We start from the raw sequence: 18047 nt of genomic DNA, 5'->3' as shown, positions 1-18047 counted from the left end.
GCGCGACGGGGGGATGCAAAACAACGCAATCGTCTTAAGATTGCGATCAGTGCTTTGCAGTCCTTGCCTACTTCCCTGGAGGTAATGCCATGCCCAGTACCATGATTGCCGCGGTCGTCGAGAAGTTGGGTCAACCGCTGGTCCTGCGAGAAATGCCGATTCCCGTCCCGCGCCGGGGCGAGATCCTGGTGAAGACCGAAGCCTGCGGCGTCTGCCACACGGATCTGCACGCAGCCAAAGGCGACTGGCCCGTCAAGCCGCACGCCCCTTTCGTGCCTGGCCATGAAGGCATAGGCCGTGTCGCCGCGGTGGGTGAAGGTGTGACGACGGTCAAGGAAGGCGATCGCGTCGGCGTCCCCTGGCTCTATTCCGCTTGCGGCCACTGCGAGTTTTGCCGCAAGGGTTGGGAGACGCAGTGCGATAGCGCCGAATACGGCGGCTATACGCGTAACGGCGGCTTTGCCGAATACATACTGGCGGCGGCGGATTATGTCGCGCGTATCCCGGATGGCCTGGACCCGCTGCAGGCGGCGCCCATCGTGTGCGCCGGCATCACGACCTATAAGGGTGTCAAGGAAACCGAGGCGCGGCCGGGCGAATGGATCGCCATTTCCGGCATCGGTGGCCTGGGCCACCTGGCCGTGCAGTATGCCAAGGCCATGGGACTGCATGTGGCGGCAATCGATGTCGACGACGGCAAGCTGGAACACGCACAGCAGCTGGGCGCGGACCTGGTGTTCAATGCGAAGAACGGCGATCCCGCCGCGGCGTTGAAGAAGGAGATCGGCGGCGGCGCGCATGGCGTGCTGATCACGGCGCCGTCCATCCCCGCGTTTCATCAGGGCATCGCCATGACGCGCAAGCTGGGTACGTGCGTCCTGGTCGGCCTGCCACCCGGCGATTTCCCCACGCCCTTGTTCGACGTCGTGCTCAACCGCATTACCATCCGCGGATCGCTGGTCGGCACGCGCCAGGACATGGTGGAGTCCCTGTCCTTCGCCGCTGAAGGCTCGGTCAAGGCGGATATCGAGTTGGCGCCCCTGGGTGAAATCAACACCGTGCTCGACCGCCTGGAACATGGCCAGGTGCCATCCCGCGTGGTGCTGGACCTGCGCAATGGCGTGAAGACCTAGGCGGCGCCGTCCCGGCGGCGCACTTGCCGCATTCGTGCATCGGCGATCAACCCGCATTGGACCGGCTTGACGGCCTCGGTCGTCAAGCCACCGAACAGCAGCGCGAGTACAGCCAGCAGTCGTCTCATGACCACACCTCGTAGGTATCGCCACGCGGACCGCGCGGCGTGGGGACGCCTGTGCCACCGCAGGCCAGGTCGAAAGGCAAGGCCCACGCATCGACATCGCTAAGCCAGCGCGGGTTGGAGCGCTGCGGGGAGGCAGGACCGAGGGTCGTGGCAGCGGAGCGGGCGGCGCTGACCGAGCCGGACGGCCTGGCATCGGAGCGGGCCGGGTTGCGGGTACCGCGGAGGCGGGTTACGGAGAGCGTCTGGACAGCCATGGCAAAGCTCCTTGCAGGTCTTGGTTCGGCGTGGAAAACACGCCATGCCTGCTTTATATCCACCGCCTGCAAGGCTTGTGTACCGCACTGTATCTGCCGCCGAGCGTCGATACACAAGCCTGAAAAAAAGCCTGTTTCCGGCACAGGCCGGATACCTCGCGCAGGTGAAATAGCGTCAATCCTCAAGGCCGCCCCACCACCGCCAGGGCGCGCCAGGATCACCGCACTTTCACCTGTTCACGAAGGAGTCCACCATGCTCAAGACACTGAAGAAACTGGCCCTGGCCACCGTCTTTCTCACCTCGGTCGGCCATGCTGCCGCCATGCCCGGTGAACCGGCGCCCGACCTCACCGGCATCGAGAAGTGGCTCAACAGCGATCCGTTGACGCTGCAACAGCTGCGCGGCAAGGTAGTGCTGGTGGATTTCTGGACCTATACCTGCATCAACTGCATCCACACCATTCCCTACGTCAAGGAATGGCACGAGAAATACAAGGACAAAGGCCTGGTCGTCGTTGGCGTCCATACGCCCGAGTTTCCCTTCGAACGCCTGACCTCCAACGTCGAACAGGCCATCAAGCGCTTCGGCATCACCTACCCGGTCGCGCAGGACAATCGCTACGCCACCTGGAAGGCCTACAACAACCTCTACTGGCCGGCCTTCTACCTTATCGACAAGGAAGGGCGCATCACCTACACCCACTTCGGTGAAGGGCGTTACAAGGAAACCGAAGCGGAAATACAGCGTCTGCTGGCGCAATGAAGCGACGCGATGGCCCGACCCAAAAAAAGGCCTGCGTCCTTGGGGACGCAGGCCTCTTGTATGTCGCACGAGCGGCGCTGCGCGCCGCCCTCTTTGCGGAAATTCCCGCTTATTTCGCGGCGCCCTCGCCTGCCGGCTGCAGCTGATTGATCAGCGCCGGCCAGGTGTTGATCGACAGCAGGTGGCAGTAAACCAGCGGCAGCCAGCCGTGCGCGCGCCAGCGCAGGAAGGTTTCGTCGGGCAGCTTGTTGAACTTGGCTTCGTCCACCACCTTGAAACCGGACAGCGCCAGGCGTTGCCCGTCGGCCAGGGTGATGTCGGCGCGGTTCTCGACCAGCAGGTCCGCTTCGGCCAGGGCCGCGGCGAACTCGGTGGTGAAGGCGTGCTGGTTCTGGTAATCACGGCAGAAATCCAGCGCACTGCGGGCCAGGGCGGTGGGTTGGCCCGCTTCGTCGAAGAAGGGGTTGGCGCGCCCTTCCACCACGGCATCGGCCGCTTCGTCCACGCACAGCGTGAACTGGCTGCGATCGGCGTTCTCCGTGAAGATGAAGGGATAACGGCGGATGTACGCCGGAATGTACGTCCCTTCACGCCACTTGCCGTCAGCGTCGACGAACAGGTTCTCACCGGCGCGCACACCCAGCACCGCCACCGGCGCCGGCTGCGGGCCGTCGGTGAAGACGATGGGGAAATGGCGGCAGGCCGTCGGCAATTCCGTCGCCACCAGGGGCACGGCATTGGTCTTGGCCGCGTACGTGAAGCCCTTGTCGCCGGCCAGCGACAGATTGGCGTGCAGGTTGGCGTTCAGCGGACGCGGTTCAACGTAAAACAGCGGAAGCGAATTCGTCGAAGAGTTTGTAGTCATTACTCAAAATCCAAAAATCTGGTTAAGCGCCGTTCGGGTCAGGTCAGGAAGACGACTTGTCGTCATCCTGGTCCTGGTTGGACGTCGAGTCGGGCGTCTGCAGCACCGCGGGATCGCTGGCGGGCGCATTCAACCCATTGTTCAAACCACCAGGCGTTTGCCCAGCCGTGATTTCAGCAAACGAAACCCTGAGTACCTGCGGGTCGGCATAGGCGCCAAGTGGGTCCGGTCCGTAGGCGTTATTCGACACCGTACCACGGAACAGCGAATCCACGCCCGGCTTGCTCGGCTCGACCCAGATCGGCGCCGTGCTGGCGGTCACACGCTGCACGATGTCGTTCGGGCCCCACGGGGTATCGTTCATGAACCACGGCGCGCCTGCCAGCGGGCTGGTGACGAAGGCCGCCGCCACCGCACCGGTACGGCCACCGATCGAACCGTAGACCTGGGCCGAGCCCGCCGTGGGCACCGCCAGCACGCCCACGTTCAGCTTGTGGGTCGCATCGGCGTCGTTCAGGCCTATGGTCAGCTTGCCGCCGGCCGGGTTGGCCAGGCTGGGCGCAGCCAGCGTCAGCGTGGCCCTGGCTTGCGGACCGTACAGCCCCAGCGCGGTGATGTCGCCCTGCGTGGTGATGGCCAGGCTGTTGCCCTGGATCTGGCCCACCGTGCCAAGCGAGACCGAATCGCGGGCAATCAGATTGGCCGGCAGCAGCATCGTGGCAGCGCCGCCTTGCGTGAAGCTGGTGGCAGCACGCACCGTGGAGCCGGCCGCGAAGTTCACCGAACCCGCAGGGTTGGTGCCGGCAATCTTGATGGCCCCCGCATCGGCGCTGACATCGCCACCGAAGGTAAAGCTGCCACCCGTCAGATCGATGCCATCCGGACCCGTGGCCGTCAGCTTGCCGCGGTAGGTGGCCGACTGGGCCTCCAGCTGCTGCACGCGATAGGCACTGACGGCGCCGTTGAACACGACGGTATCGACGGCACGCAGGGTCAGGCCCGCAACGTTGGTGACGTCACCACCGGCGCTGATGTTGTGTCCCGCGGAGATCGTCAGGTTGCTGCCTGCGCCATCGAGCGTGCTGCCGAAGACGACAGAACCCGTGCTGCTGCCCAGCGTGCGATCGCCACCGAGGGCCACCGCGCCGCCGTAGGTCTGGTCGCCCACGGTCTGCACCGTGCCGGCATTCATCGCGGTCGTGCCGTCGATGGCCAGATTGCGCAGCGTGGCGGAACCGCCCACATTGCCCGTGATGGCCGCGTTGCCGGCGATATGCAAGGCCTGCGTACCGGCCTGGGCCGCATCGACGCCCGCCAGCAGCGCCACATTGGCGCCGGTCAGCGTGGTGTCCATGCTCAGGACCAGATGCTGGCCGTAGCGTTGGTTGCCCGTGGTATCGACCGAGCCAGCATCCAGCGCCAGCGTACCGGACGCGCCGGTCGTCAGCGAGGCGGCGCGGATGGCACCGGCGAAATGCGTGGCGTTGCCCGCGGTCACCGACAGGTTGCCGGCACGCGTCGTGGCGCCGATCGCACCGGCGAAGGTGACGTCGCCGCCCGCCTGCACAGCCAGGCCACCGCTACCGGCGGTGGCACCGTCCACGGCGCCATCGAACAGGACATTGCCCGTGCGGCTGGCCAGGGTCTGGTTACCCACCGTGGTGGCCGCACCCACGTAATGCTGGTTGCCCGTGGTGGTGATGCTGCCGTCGTTGAAAGCCGTCGTGCCCTTGACCGCCAGGGTCGTCAAGGCCTGGTTGGCGCCAAGGCTGCCGCCCAGGGTCGCGTTGCCGTCGATGGTGAGGGCATGCGCGCCGTCGCCGCCATCGAGCAGCGCGACCTGGGTGCCCTTGAGCACCGTGTCCTGACCCAGCACGACGCGGCTGTCATAGCTTTGCGCGCCGGTCGTGACCACATCACCGATATCCAGCATGACGGTGCCCTTGCCCAGCGTCGTCACCGACGCCGCGCGCACCGCGCCACCGATATGGGTGGTGCCGGACGTATCGACCGTCAGCGCCTTGATCGGATCTACGTCGCCACCGACACCCACGCCGGCCGCGAAATCGACATCACCGCCATGCGCCGCGATGCTCAGGTTGTCGTTGCCACTGACCGAGCTGGTGAACGACACGTCGCCGCCCTGCGTGGACAGCTGCTGGTCGCCGCGCAGCAGGAACCGCCCCTGATACGTCTGGTCCCCCGTCGTGGCGATGCTGCCCTGGTACAGGATCGTATTGCCGCTGACCGTCAGGCTGGACAGCGCCTGCTGTGCGCCCACCGCGCCCGTGATGATGCCGCGGCCGACGATGGACAGCGCGTGCGCGCCATCCGCGCCATTGTTCAGGTGCACTTCGTCGCCGGTCAGGACCGTATTGGCACCCAGCGTCACATGGCCGTTGTAGTTCTGGTTGTCGGTGGTTTGGATGGAACCACCGTTCAACGCCACGGTGCCGGTGTTGTTGACGTCAAGCGAAGTCAATACCGTGCCGCCGCCCACCGCGCCGCCGAAGGCAACGTTGCCCCCCTGCGCGGTGATGGTCAGGGCATGTGCGCCGTCGACCGTGCCGCCGAAGCTCACGCCACCGCCGGTGGTCGTCAGATTCAGGTCCTGATCGAACGTGACGCCACCTTGGTAGGACTGCGCGCCGGTGGTGTTGACCGTGGACGTGGAGATGCCGGCCGGTCCCGTGACGGTCAGCGCGGCCAGGGCCTTGCCGGCTCCCATGGCGTCCAGCAGTTGCGCTTCGCCGTCTATCGTCAACGACTGCCCGCCCGCCGTGCTGGCGTCGGCGCCCTGGTTCAGGGTCACCACGCCACCCTTCAGCGTGACGTTGGTACCGAGTACCGCCAGCTCGCCGAAGTATTGGTTGCCCGTCGTGTCGACCAGGCTGCCGTTCAAGGCCAGGGTACCCGGATCGTCGGTGGTCACCGACGCGGCGTACACCTTGTCGTTGAAGGTCGTCGCGCCGGCGGTGTTCACGGCCACCGCGCCCAGGCGGCCATCGCCCGGAACGATGGGGGTGCGAATGACACCGAAGGTCGTCGTCGGGACATGCTCGCCGAGCATGCCGTCGAACGTGACGTCGCCCAGGCCGGCGTCGATGCTCAGGCCATAGGCCCGGTCGAATTCGCCGACCACATTGCCCGCGAACAGCACATTGGCGCCGGCGCTGCCGGTGCCGGACTGCGTGTTCACGCTGACACCCGCGGCCAGCGTGGCGTCGCCGTTGACGGTGAAGGCCGCGTCGGAGGTGTTGTACTGGCCGGCCAGCGTGGTCGCGCCGTTATAGGTCTGCGCACCCAAGGTCGTGACGCTGGCAACGTAGTTGCCTGCGCCGGTGACCACCAGGCTGTCCAGGTTGGACGACGCGCCGTACACCGAGACCGAACCCGTGCCGGCGTCGAGCGTAGCCGCCAGGCCACCGCCCTCAATGGTGCCAGCCACCAGGATATCGCCGTCGGTGGCGGTCAGTGTGCGCAGGCCTCCAGGCAAGGCCGCGCCGTTCAGGTCGATATCGCCCTGGACTGTTATCGAACCGCCCTCCAGGTTGCCCACGAGCTGCACGTCGCCGTTGTAGACCTGTGCGCCGTCCGTCGTGACGTTCTGCGCGGTGATCTGGCTGCCGGTCACCGTCAGGCTGCCCATGTCGGTCGCGACGATGTCCTTGTTGATGGACACGTCACCGCCCGTGGACGTCAGCGCGACGTTGCCGCCGTTGCCGGCGACCAGGTCCTTGCCGGCGTCGACCATCAGGTTGCCCGTCGTGGTGATGCCGATATCGCCGTTGTTGGTGGTCAGGTCATTCAGCGTCAGGTTGCTGCCGCCGGACAGGAAGAGCCCGCCCGTGCCGGTGACCGAACCCGTGACTTCGCGCACCGCGATGTTCAGCGGCGAGTCGATGCTGCCGACGCCGTCGCGCGCCGTCAGGGTCAGGCCGTAGGCGGTCAGGCTGTTGCCGCTGCCCAGGTTGGCGATCTTGCCGGCCGTGGCGGTCAGGTCGATCTGGCCGTCGGTGCTGCCGGCGTCGATGGTGCCGACGCCGATGGCGCCGGTATCCGACGTTACCGACACGGTTCGTTCCGCGCCGGTTGCCGTCACCGATACCGCATCGACCGAGCCGGTGGCGGACAGGCCGATGTTGCCCGCCGCTTGCACATTGGTAGCGGTCAGGTCGCCGGTGTTGGTAACCGAGATATCGCCATTGCCGGTGCGCAGCGTGGCGTCCAGATCGCCGGTGTTGGCCACTGTCAGGTTGGCGGCGCTGGACGTATTGGTCAGCTTGGCATCCAGCGTGGCGACCTGTGTCGTCAACGTGGTGTCGCCACCCGCGGCACCGCTCGTGAAGGTCAGACTGCCGGCCGTCACATCGATGGTGCGCGGCGCGGCGCCATCAGCCACGACGTCGGTCGTGCCCTTCAGCGTGGCGCTACCCACGACGTTCAAGCCGGCTTCGGGCAGCGTCAACGTGCCGCCCGAAGACAGCAGCAACGTCTGCAAGCCGTTGACGACGCCAGAGCTGGCATCCATGTCGCCCAGGGTCTTGATGCTCAGCGTGCCGCCGGCGCCAGGATTGGTGTTGGTGCCCACCGAAAGCGCACTGGTGCTACGGTTGTCGATCGCGATCACGCCAGCGGCCTGCGTGGTCAAGTCGCCCAGATGTGAGACGGCAGTGATCAGCGCACCGCCATTGGTCATGGCCGTCTCGCCGATAGCGCCGATGTTGCCGCCTGCCGTCGCATTCAGCGTATTGCCGTAGATCTGGGTACTGTTCGTACCGGTGATATCCCCAGCGGCGTTCAAGGTCACATCGCCTGCACCGACGCCCGCTGTGTAGCCGGCGCCGATGTAGACAACCTTCAGGTCACCGCCCGCGTCGATGGCAACGGTATTGCTGGCGTTCGCGGTGTTCGTGATCAGACTCGTGGCGACCGTGTCGCCTGCGGTTTTGATCGCAATGGCCCCGTTGCCGGTGCTAATTTGATGCAGATCGACTCCCGCGGCACGGCCATCATTTATGTAGACATTGCCTGAAACCGTACTCGCGGAGAGCGATGCGGTCGTGGTCTGCACTGTCTTGTCGTCGCCGGGGGCGGCGCCGCCGATGCCGGCGTAAGCTTGCAACGACACTGAGCTACCGATGATGCGCGTGGCTGCATTACCGTCATCAATGATGCTGCCGCCGGTGGTGTTGAAGTTCAGCTGTACGGTACCGGTCCCTGCATCGATATTTCCGGCTACCAGGACGCTGGCCGACGGCGATACGCTCTGGATATTGATGCTGCTCGTGGCCTGCGCGTTGGCTACCTGCAGATTGCCGGCTGCTTGCACATCCACGACGGCGCCAGAAACGGAGGACAGAATGCTGCCGGCTCCCGCAGCCAGATAGACCGAACCGTTCGTGCTGTTCGCTTCGACGCGCGGGCTGCCGACGCTGATGCGAGCCCCTGAAGACCCGACGTTACCGCTTGCGTTCAACGTGACGCGGTAAGCGTAGACCGCACTGCTGGCGTCCAGGATGGACCCGTTAGTGGCATTGAGGGAAATTCCCGAGTTTGACGAACCGGCGGTGAGCATGCCAACGCTGATGTCACCTGAAGCAGCGGTGACCTTGATATCGTTGCCTGCGGCATCGGTGATGGATGTCATGCCCGACAGCTTGATTGCACCCGCTGACGTGACGTTGGTCGAACCGTTCTGGACCTGTGTGCTCAAGCCACCGGTCAGGGAATCGACAATGTCGAGATACAGCGAACCGGTACCCGTCACGGCTGCCGACACCTGCTTCGAGCCCGCCGACAATTGCAGCGCATCCGTGTCCGAACCGATGCCGTCCCGAGCATACAGCGTGATCGACCCAGTCCCGGAAGTGGTAATCGAGCCGCCGTTCGACAATATGCTGCCCCCCGCCGCCGACAGGTACAGCGTCTTGTTCGCGCCATTGCGGACCTGGCCGATCAAGAGGTCGCCACCTATCGACCACGCATTCAGGTCTCCGCCCGCGTTGACACTGGCCAAGTTGAGCGTACCCGTCTGCAAGACCGAGATGTCACCCCCCGCCGACGCGGTGAGATTATCGACCTGGATCTGCATCACCTGACTCGTCGTGCCGATGGTGCTGTTGGCGGAACTGCCCGCGGTCAGGCTCAGGTCATGCGCCGTAATGATCGAGCCACTCCCCGCCGTGATACTGGCGGAACCCGTAGTGCCCCGGCCGGCGGTCAGCGCGACCGAGCCAGTGCCCGCGTCGATGGTGCCGACACTGATGCTGCCCTGCGTCGTGTAGCTGAAGTCCAGCCCCGTGGCGTCCGCGACGTTGGTCAGCGTGCTGGTGCCGTTGTCCGTGGCCGAGAACGTCAGGCCGCTGGCTGACAGCGACATCGTTCCGGAACTGCCGATGCTGCCACTCGCCGTGCGGTCGATCGACAGCTTGGCGAGGTCCATGCTGTCATTGACGTAGAAGCTGCCGGAATTATTCAGCGCCAGCGTATCGGTGCTGACATTCAGTGCGACGCCGCTGCTGCCGATGGAAGCCGTGCCGCTACTGCCGGCAGCGGTCAACGTGATGCTGTCGCCGGCGATCTGGTTCGCCGAACTGGTACCGAGAATGTTGCCGCGCTGCGCCGTCAACGTCACATCGCCGCTGGCGGACGAGATCGTGTTCACGGTCAGGTCGCCGCTGCCCGTGCCGCCATTGCCCGAGGTCAGCGTGATGTCGCCGTCCGCCTGGGCGTTCGCGACGACCAGGCTGTAATCGCCGGTCAAGGCGATGCTGCCGTCCGCGCCGCTGCCGTTGGCCGCGGCCTGCAGGCTGACTGTGGTCGTTTCCTGCGTGTTCGACGCAACCTTGATGGCGCTGACGTTGCCAATGGAACCCGCGGCGGTCAGGTTGATCGCGGTGGCATTGTTGATGGTGCCGCTCAGGATCGAGCCGCCCAGGTTGTCCAGCGTGAATGTGTGGTGATCCACATCGACGGAACCCAGGGAGATGTCGCCCGCGTTGTTCGTCAGCGAGCTGTCGCCATGCGCGCCGAAGCTGGTCATCGTGGTGTTGCTGTTCAACGCCAACGAGACACCGCCGTCACGCGAATATGCGCTGACCGTATCGACGTTCGTATCGATGGCGTTGCCGATGGCGCCGATGGCCGTATCGCCCGAAAGGGTCAGGCCGGCCGCATCGATTTTGGTGCTATTGCTGCCATCGTCCGTCAGCGAACTGTTCAGCGCCGTCAGGCTGACATTGTCCAGGCCCACGTTGATGATACCGACCTGGATGCCACGGTCGCTGGACAGGCCCAGGGCAATACCGCCGGTGTCGGTGATGTTGTTCACCACCATCCTGGTGCCGTCGTCCGTGACGTCGAACGTCTCGGGATCGGCGCTGGTGCGCGACGCCCAGTCGATGCCATAGGTACGCGCGGACGCACCACGGGCGTCGACGGTCAGGGCGTCAAGGTGCAGTTGATCGGAGACGAAGACATCACCCGAGTTGTCCACATTCAGCTGCGCCGTCGACAGTGTCAGCGCATTGCCCGACGCGCCGATATCGCCATTCGATCCGAAGGTGTACAGCGTCACTTCACCCGCGGTGATGTTCGCGGCGCCATTGCCGTTACCTGCCGTAATGTCGCCGGCCGTGCTTAGGCTGACGGTGCCGGTGGGCAGCACGTCGATGCTGCCCACCTGCTGACTGCGTTGCGACTTGAACGAGAAATTGAGGCCGGTGTCGTCCTGGACTTTGCCCAGCGTATATTTACTGCCGTCGTCACCGACCACGAACGTCAGTTCAGGTGCGGTGATGTCGTAGACGGTGGGAAAATTGGAAACCGCGGTGCTGATGATAGACAACGTCGAGAGGTCGACATCGTTGTGCGAATTGATATCCCGCCCCGCCGTCAGTCCCAGCGAACGGGTATTGGTGTCGATGACATCGCCGGCCGCGCCAATGCTGCCGCCCGCGACCAGTTGCACCTGGCCCGCGGTGATGTGGGCAGCGCTGTCTGCATTGATGATGGAGCCGCCGCTGGTCAATGTGAGCGACTGCGCCGGCCCCGTGTCCAGTTGGCCAACAAGCACCGTGCGGTCACCGTTGAACAGGAAATCCAGGCCCGAATTGTCCATGACGTTCGACAGCAGATAGCTGCCAATGTCCGTCACGTTGAAGTCCAGGCCCTTGGCCGTGACCTGCAGCAAGTTGTTGCCCAAGCCGGCGGCGTGCGTATCGGTCAGGTCCAGCCTGTACAGGTCGGATGTATTGTCCAGCACAAGGTTGCCGCCGCTGCTCGCGGCCAGTTGGCGCGTATCCGTCAGGACCGCGTTGCCGTTGGCGCCGATCGAGCCGGTCACGGCGCTCAGGGACAGGACAGGCGTAACGAATCGCCCATCACCCGATTGGAGGATGTCACCGCTGGTGACGGTCACGTTGGCCGATGTTCCCGCGCTGTTGTTCAGCAGGGTCAGCGTCTGGTTATTTGACACCCACAGCGTCTGGTCCACGTCCGATGACAGCGTGTTCGCGCTGATGTACAGCGGCACGGCAGGGTTGACCTGGTACTTGCCCTGCACGGACTGCGCGTTCAGCGTCAGGTCGCCGGTGATGACGTCCGGCGTATTGTCAGCCTCGATGTGGGTACCGTAGATGGTGCCCGTGGTGGTCAGCGTGACCGAACCATTGCCTCCCGTCTGGACATGGCCCAGGGTCAGCGTGCGATCGCTCGACAACGACAGGTGCAGGCCGTTGGCCTGCGAGATGTTGTTGACCGTCATGCCGGAGACGGCATTCGGCCCGCCGTCCGTCAGGGAAAAGGTCAGCCCGGCGGACGAGATTACGTAGGAATTGGTCTGGCCTCCGCTGACCGAGCTGTCGTGCAAGGCCGTCAGCGACAGCGAGTCCAGCGTTGCCGCATTGGACACCGATACCGAGCCGGACGACGCCACGCTCAGGTTGGTCGTGTTGGTGGACATGCCAACGACGCTGCCGCCCTTGCCTGTCGCGGCAAGGTTGACGGTGCCGCTGGTCAGGGCACCCGAGGATTGGTTGATGGCCCCATTGACGCCCAAGGTCGTGTCGCCCAGCGCGGTGAGCGAGATGGAGCCCGTGCCAGCGCCGGTATCGATCGTGCCGGTCGAAATACTGCCCAGCGTGGTCAGGTCGAAGTTCGTGCCGGTCAGCGTACCCGCTACATTCAGCACCGTGCCGCTGTAGCTCATCGTCAGGCTGTTGCCGGACCCCAGGTTACCAAAGGCATAGGTGGAAGTTACGACGGCGCCGTTGACCTTGCGATCGGAGAAATCCAGCGACAGGTTCTGCAGCGCGGTACCGCTATTGCCGATGTTGATCCCGCCGTTGGTGGCAATGCTGAGATCTGTCGTGTTCAACGACAGCGCGGCGCCGCTGGAGCCGATGTACGCGGCGCCGTCCTGGCCAAAGACCGTCAACGTCAGCTTGGGCGCGACGATGGAGCCGGTCGACTGCACGATGGTCGACTGCATGCCGGCCGCGGCGTCCACTTCCAGCGAAATCGAATCGTTCGCTGCCAGCGCGTTGGTACGCAGGCCCTTCCTGGCGGAGACGGTGAGATCGTTCAGAACGCCCGCGCCGTTGATGGCGATCAACGACAGGTACGTGCCGAAATCGTGAATGGTGTAGCTCTGGGCTCCCGCGGTGACGGCCCAATCGTGCTCGGTGTTGGCCGTGCTGGTGTTGATGATGGACAGGCCGGTCAGTGCCGTATCGCTGCCCACATACACATCGCCGGCAGCGCTGAGCGTCAGCGCGCTGGTGCCGATCAGCGAGATCGGATGAAACACCGTGCTGGGGTCTCCATTCTCGTCTTCGACGATGCTGGCGCTACCGATGGAACCCACCCCCGCGGACAACGCCACCGTCGCAGCGGTGATGGAGCCAGGATTGGCCTCGTCCTCGTTGGTGATATTGCCGTTGGTGGACAAGCGCACCGTACCGGTGGCGCCGGCATCTATCGTACCGACCAGCATCGCCTTGTTGTAGCCGGCGAAGCCGAAATCCAAGGCAGTGGCGCTGTCGATCGAGGACAGGTGGTAGGCACTGCCGTCATCCGACAGCACGAAGGTTTGCCCGGCACCCGTAATCGAGTAAGAGGTCACCGCGCCGCCAGTGCGCGTGATATCCAGGCGGGAGAAAGCCAATTCGTTGGCAAGCGCCAACTCACCGCCGTTGCTCACCGAGACATCGGCCGCGGCCAGGCCGAGGGACTCGCCGAGGGACCCGATGGCGCCGTTAGCGGCCAAGGCCACCACGGGAGCCGTGATCGTCGTGCCCACATCGCCATCATCGAAAATCGAACCAGCAGTGGTCAGGCTGACCTGCGTGCCGGCATTGATCGTGCCGACAATCGTATCGCCGTCGGTCTGCTGGTACTGCACCTGCTTGCCCGCTGTGACCGAGGCCAGCGTAATGTCGTCCGACGTACCGATGGCCGACAGGTAAATATCGCCGGCCGTGGCAGTGGCCCGGATCGTGGCCAAATCATCGCCATTGAACAGGATGCTGCGGCGGCCCTGCTCGGGTGCCTGGTAGCTTTCAACCGGAACGTCGGCGCCGCCGATCGAGCCCGCCGCCCACAGGGTGATGTCGTTGCCCTTGGCGGTGATCATCCCGTAGCCGTTGCTATTCAGGATGGAGCCGTGCTCAGCCGTCAGCGTGACATTGCCGTTATTGCTGCTCACGGTGCTGCCCAGCGCCAGGTCGCCCTGCACGGCGTCAATGACGATGCTGCCGTCATAGGCGTAGATGCCGCCCAGGGTGATCGTGCCGGTGTAGTTGCTGGAGCCGGTAGGGCTGGGCAACTGCACGTAGATGCCGCCATGATTGGCCTGCGCGCTCAGGTTGCCGGTGACGATATCGAGATGCTCGGTACCTTCCGCGCCGATCGAGCCGTAGGCATCGAGATTGACCGAGTTGGCCACCAACACCGTGCTCTTGTCGCCGTCGTCCTTGATCGAACCGTAGTTCGAAGTCAGGTTGGCGCTGCCGCTGGCTCCCACGTTCACGGATCCGACGGTGATGTCGCGATCGCTGGTGAACGAGAAATTCAGGGCGCTGGTGTCGCTGACATCGGCCAGGGTGTGGCCCGACGTGCTGTCCAGCACCTTGAACAACAGGCTGGGCGCCTTGACCTGCAGGTCGTAGACGTCGTCATTGCCGTTGTGCAACGCCGTCACGGACAGCTGGTTCAGATCGGTGATGCTGCCCACATACAGGTTGCCCCGCGTGGTGAGCGTCAGCGAACCTGAGTTCGTATCGATGGCGTCGGCAAGCGTACCGATGTAGCCCTGATTGGCGGCCAGCGTCAGGTAGTAGGCGGTGACGCGCGTGTTGACATCGCCGTCATCGGTGATATTGCCCTGCGTCGCGGTGAAGGACGCCTGGCTGCCCACGCGGATATTGCCCAGCACCATGCCTTCATCGCCCTGGAAGCCGAAGGACGACAGGGCCGAGCTGTAGACGTCGTTGAAGTGGTAGACGCTGCCGTCATCCGTCACATTGAAGGACAGGTAGGGCGACGTGACCTGCAGGACATTGGGCGTCCCCGGGGTCTGGTGGGAGTTGTAGATGTACAGTGAATCCAGCGACTTGCCGCTGTTGTCGACGTAGATGTCCTTGCCGCTGGTCAGCGTCAACGTATCGGTATTGGTGTTCAGGTGCCCGGCGTTGGTGCCCAGCGTGCCCTGCGCGGCGTACAGCTCGACGCTATCGCCCGCCAGCAGATTGGCCGGCACCGCCGCCAGGATGTCACCGCCCGCGTTGATGTACAGGCGTCCGCTACCCGCATCGACCTGATTGACGGCCACGCTGGCCGCCGCCTGGATCGTGATGTCCTGGTAGGCCTTCAGGCTGTCCAGCGTCAGCGCGCCGCTGACCTGGTTGATGTAAATGGAACCAGCGGTGGCGGTCAGTTCGCCCGCGGCGGTGCGCAGTTGGTTGGCGGCCGTACCGATTGTATAGGTCGGCGCCTGGCCGTTGGTCGGGTTGGCGGCCACGGGCGCCAGCAGGAACACCTTGGCGCCGGTGATCAGCGCGGTGTTGCTGGTGTCGAAATTTTCGATGATGCTGTCGCTGGTCAGCGTAACGCTGCCCGCGCCGGCATTGATGTTGCCACCCACGAGGACGTACTGCCCTTTCAGGCTGATCGCGCCGCCGCCGGAACTGACGTTGTTCGCCAGCAGTTCGCCCGCGCCGGTGATCGTGATGTCGCCAGACTGGCTGGTGACGTTGTCGGCCTTCAGGGCGGCCGCGCTGGACACCACATCCAGCTTACCGGCCACGGACGCATTGATGGTCGAGGCAGTGGTCTGCAATGACCGCGTGAAACCTGCGTCGGTGCCGTTCAAGGTCAACGTCGAGGTCCGGATCAGCGTATCGGCGCTGGCATTGATGTCGCCTGCCAATGACGTGAGCGCTGTATTGGCTCCCGCGTTGAAGGCACCGCCCAGGTACAAAGCGCCGGTGGAGAGCACCGAAACGTCACCCGTGGCATTGATATTGCCCAGGTTGGTCTGGCCATGGTTGTAGACGTGGATACCGCCGGCCGTCGCGGTTGCGGTCAGGTTATTTGCCTCGGAGGCCAAGGCCTGCGACGCGGAACCAATGGCGGTAGCGGCCTGCAGCGTGAGATTGCCTGCGGAGATCAGCGTGCTGGCATCACCGCTGATGCTGCCGGTGGTCGAGGTCAACGCCACGCTGCCATTACCGGTGTTGGCGGTGCCGACGTTGACCGTACCGACCGAGATCGAGCGATCACCCGTGAACGACAGATTCAAGCCTGGCTGGGTAATGGTATTCAGGTGATAGCTGCTGCCATCCGTAACATCGAAGCTCAGGCCAGACGACGCAACGTCATAAGTATTGACCTTGCCCGTCTGCGCATGGCGGCTGTTGATTGCCAGCGAAGACAGCGTGCCGCTGTTGGCCACGACGATATCGCCGCCTGACGAGATGCCGAGGACGCTGGTATTCGTGTTGATCGCCGTGCCGACGGCGCCCACATTCGCCGCTTCCGCATCCAGCTTCACCGATGCACCGGCCAAGGACTGGCTGGCGCCGCCCGTGTTGTAGATCGAACCCGCGGTGCTGGCGACGTTGACCGCCCCGCTGCCCGCATTGATCGCATTGGCCAGGTTGATGTTGCCGGAGGCCTGCAGGGTGATGCTGCCGCCGTTGGTGGTCAGCCTGCCGATATTGTCCAGCGAACTTCCCACGCCCAGGGCCTGCAGGACGATGTTGCCGCCTTGCGTGGAGATCTCGGTGCTCGGACTGACGAAGCGGATACCGCCCGAGGTCGTCGACTGCAGGGTGAAGGTTGTGCCGGCCTCGTTGTTCAGATTGATCGCCGCCATGGCGTCGATCGTGATCTGCCCGGTGGCGCTGAGCGTGATGTTACTGCTGCTGGCCTGCGCTTCCAGCCAACCACGCGAGATGACGCTACCCGAATTACTGGGATCCGCGCTGTCGGTGATTTCCAGCGTCGCCGGATCGATCAGCAGCGTACCCACGCTACCCTTGGGCGCACGCAAGTCGGCCGTGCCGGTCAGGTTGATGTTCTTTTCAGCCGACACTTCCGCGAAACCGCCGTCGCCGCCATTGGCGCCGCCGCGCGCCGATATCTTGCCGGCGAACGTGGTGCTGTCGGTCGACCACAGGGTGACGTTGCCGCCCTTGCCCTGGTCCAGCGCATCGGCCTTCAGCGTCGCGCCGGCGGCCACTTCCAAGGTGGCCGACTTGTTGCTGTAGGCCGCCGAACCGTCGTCCGGCGCCACGCCCAGGCTGCCCAGGGCGACTTCGCCGCCGCCGGCCGCGCCGGATGCGTCGATGACGGCGCCACTGGCCACCTTGATGTTCTGCCCGGTCACCACGACCTTGCCGCCCTGCTCGCCCGCATTGGTGCCGCTGGCATCCACCGTCCCGGCCACGTTCACGGTGCCGGCGTCGCCGCCCGACAACACGATCTTGCCGTTCTTGGTACCCACCGACCTGGCGCTGACGATGCCGTCCGTGTTGATGACGTTGTCGACCACGTCCTTGACCGCGCGCGCGGTCATCAGCACCGTGCCGCCATCGGCGCGGATCACGCCGGTGTTGGTCACCAGCGCGCCCACGGCCTTGCCGTTGGCATCCTTGGGCGCATCCTTCACCACCGAGCTGGCGTCGAAGCTCAGCAGCCCGTCGCCCTGGAAGTCAACGGTAAAGGTGCGCGCACCCGCCAGGGCCACCTTGCCCAGCTTGGCTTCGATCACGCCCGAGTTCTTCACCGCGGGCGCCACCAGCGCGGCCAGGCCGCTGTCCTTGATGCTGATCTGGCCTTCGTTGACCACCATCGCGTTGACGTTGGTGGAGGCCTGGTTGAACTTCAGGCGCCCCGCCATGAAGTCCTCGTCGCGGATGTTGGCCGTGGTGGCCACCAGGCCGCCCACGTCCACGCGCGCGCTCTTGCCGAACACCACCCCGTTGGGGTTGACCAGCATCACCGTGCCGTTGGCATTGAGCTTGCCGAAGATGGCGGACGGGTCGTTGCCCACCACGCGGTTCAGCGTCACGCTCTTGCTGCCCGGCTGGACGAAATTCACCGTCTCGTTGGCGCCGATGCTGAAGCCCTTCCAGTTGATGATGGCTTTGCCGCTGCTCTGGTTGATGTCCAGCGTGCCATTGCCCTGGTTGGTGATCGTGGCCGCGCCCGCGGCGACAGTGCCGCCGGTCGGGTTGGCCTGGGCGCCGCCGGAGACCACGGAGCCGATCACCACGGCCAGCGTGGTCAGGGCAGGCAATGCGCCAGGACGCGTAAGAGGTGCGCGGCGCACGGGCAGGACGACGTTGCGTTGAGCGAGGGAACGGGGAAGGCGCTTCATGATCGGTATCGTCTCTGCT

At 64.7% G+C, this 18047-nt stretch carries 6 protein-coding genes; 2 read left to right on the top strand and 4 right to left on the bottom strand.

The features are described 5' to 3' along the window. Positions 1 to 89: 89 nt before the first annotated feature. On the top strand, positions 90 to 1133 hold the full coding sequence (gene adhP, locus CEY05_RS27800; RefSeq protein WP_088600525.1) for an alcohol dehydrogenase AdhP: 1044 nt from the start codon (positions 90 to 92) through the stop codon (positions 1131 to 1133). Here adhP and CEY05_RS31940 read toward each other — a convergent pair. Together CEY05_RS31940 and CEY05_RS31135 are read right to left on the bottom strand one after the other, a co-directional pair. Further along, positions 1130 to 1261 carry a hypothetical protein gene (locus CEY05_RS31940; protein WP_255407790.1) on the bottom strand — a complete coding sequence of 44 codons (132 nt, stop codon included), beginning with the start codon at positions 1259 to 1261 and terminating at the stop codon, positions 1130 to 1132. The two genes, adhP and CEY05_RS31940, sit on opposite strands and share 4 nt — an antisense overlap. Continuing rightward, the gene (locus tag CEY05_RS31135; protein ID WP_143220675.1) at positions 1258 to 1515 is read right to left on the bottom strand and encodes a hypothetical protein; all 258 of its coding nucleotides are present in this window, start codon (positions 1513 to 1515) and stop codon (positions 1258 to 1260) included. Before CEY05_RS31135 ends, CEY05_RS31940 begins: the two co-directional genes overlap by 4 nt. A 254-nt stretch (positions 1516 to 1769) precedes the next feature. On the opposite strand from CEY05_RS31135, the gene CEY05_RS27795 reads away from it, so the two are divergent. Continuing rightward, complete coding sequence (locus tag CEY05_RS27795; protein WP_088600524.1) at positions 1770 to 2279, top strand: thioredoxin family protein; 510 nt, start codon at positions 1770 to 1772, stop codon at positions 2277 to 2279. 109 nt (positions 2280 to 2388) lie between these two features. On the opposite strand, the gene CEY05_RS27790 is transcribed toward CEY05_RS27795, so the two are convergent. Together CEY05_RS27790 and CEY05_RS27785 are read right to left on the bottom strand one after the other, a co-directional pair. Beyond that, on the bottom strand, positions 2389 to 3144 hold the full coding sequence (locus CEY05_RS27790; RefSeq protein WP_088600523.1) for a SapC family protein: 756 nt from the start codon (positions 3142 to 3144) through the stop codon (positions 2389 to 2391). Between the two features lie 43 nt (positions 3145 to 3187). Beyond that, positions 3188 to 18028: a filamentous hemagglutinin N-terminal domain-containing protein gene (locus tag CEY05_RS27785; protein WP_088600522.1), complete on the bottom strand. Its 14841-nt coding sequence runs from the start codon at positions 18026 to 18028 to the stop codon at positions 3188 to 3190. Positions 18029 to 18047: the final 19 nt, after the last annotated feature.

The organism is Achromobacter sp. HZ34 (assembly GCF_002209485.1).
Classification (GTDB): domain Bacteria; phylum Pseudomonadota; class Gammaproteobacteria; order Burkholderiales; family Burkholderiaceae_B; genus Bordetella_C.
Note: the sequence above shows the minus strand (reverse complement) of the source record. Positions and strands in the feature narration are given on the sequence as shown.

Excerpts from the sequence above, each read along its gene's own strand:
- adhP (WP_088600525.1), top strand. The coding sequence starts at position 90 with ATGCCCAGTACCATGATTGCCGCGGTCGTCGAGAAGTTGGGTCAACCG.
- CEY05_RS31940 (WP_255407790.1), bottom strand. The coding sequence starts at position 1,261 with ATGAGACGACTGCTGGCTGTACTCGCGCTGCTGTTCGGTGGCTTGACG.
- CEY05_RS31135 (WP_143220675.1), bottom strand. The coding sequence starts at position 1,515 with ATGGCTGTCCAGACGCTCTCCGTAACCCGCCTCCGCGGTACCCGCAAC.
- CEY05_RS27795 (WP_088600524.1), top strand. The coding sequence starts at position 1,770 with ATGCTCAAGACACTGAAGAAACTGGCCCTGGCCACCGTCTTTCTCACC.
- CEY05_RS27790 (WP_088600523.1), bottom strand. The coding sequence starts at position 3,144 with ATGACTACAAACTCTTCGACGAATTCGCTTCCGCTGTTTTACGTTGAA.
- CEY05_RS27785 (WP_088600522.1), bottom strand. The coding sequence starts at position 18,028 with ATGAAGCGCCTTCCCCGTTCCCTCGCTCAACGCAACGTCGTCCTGCCC.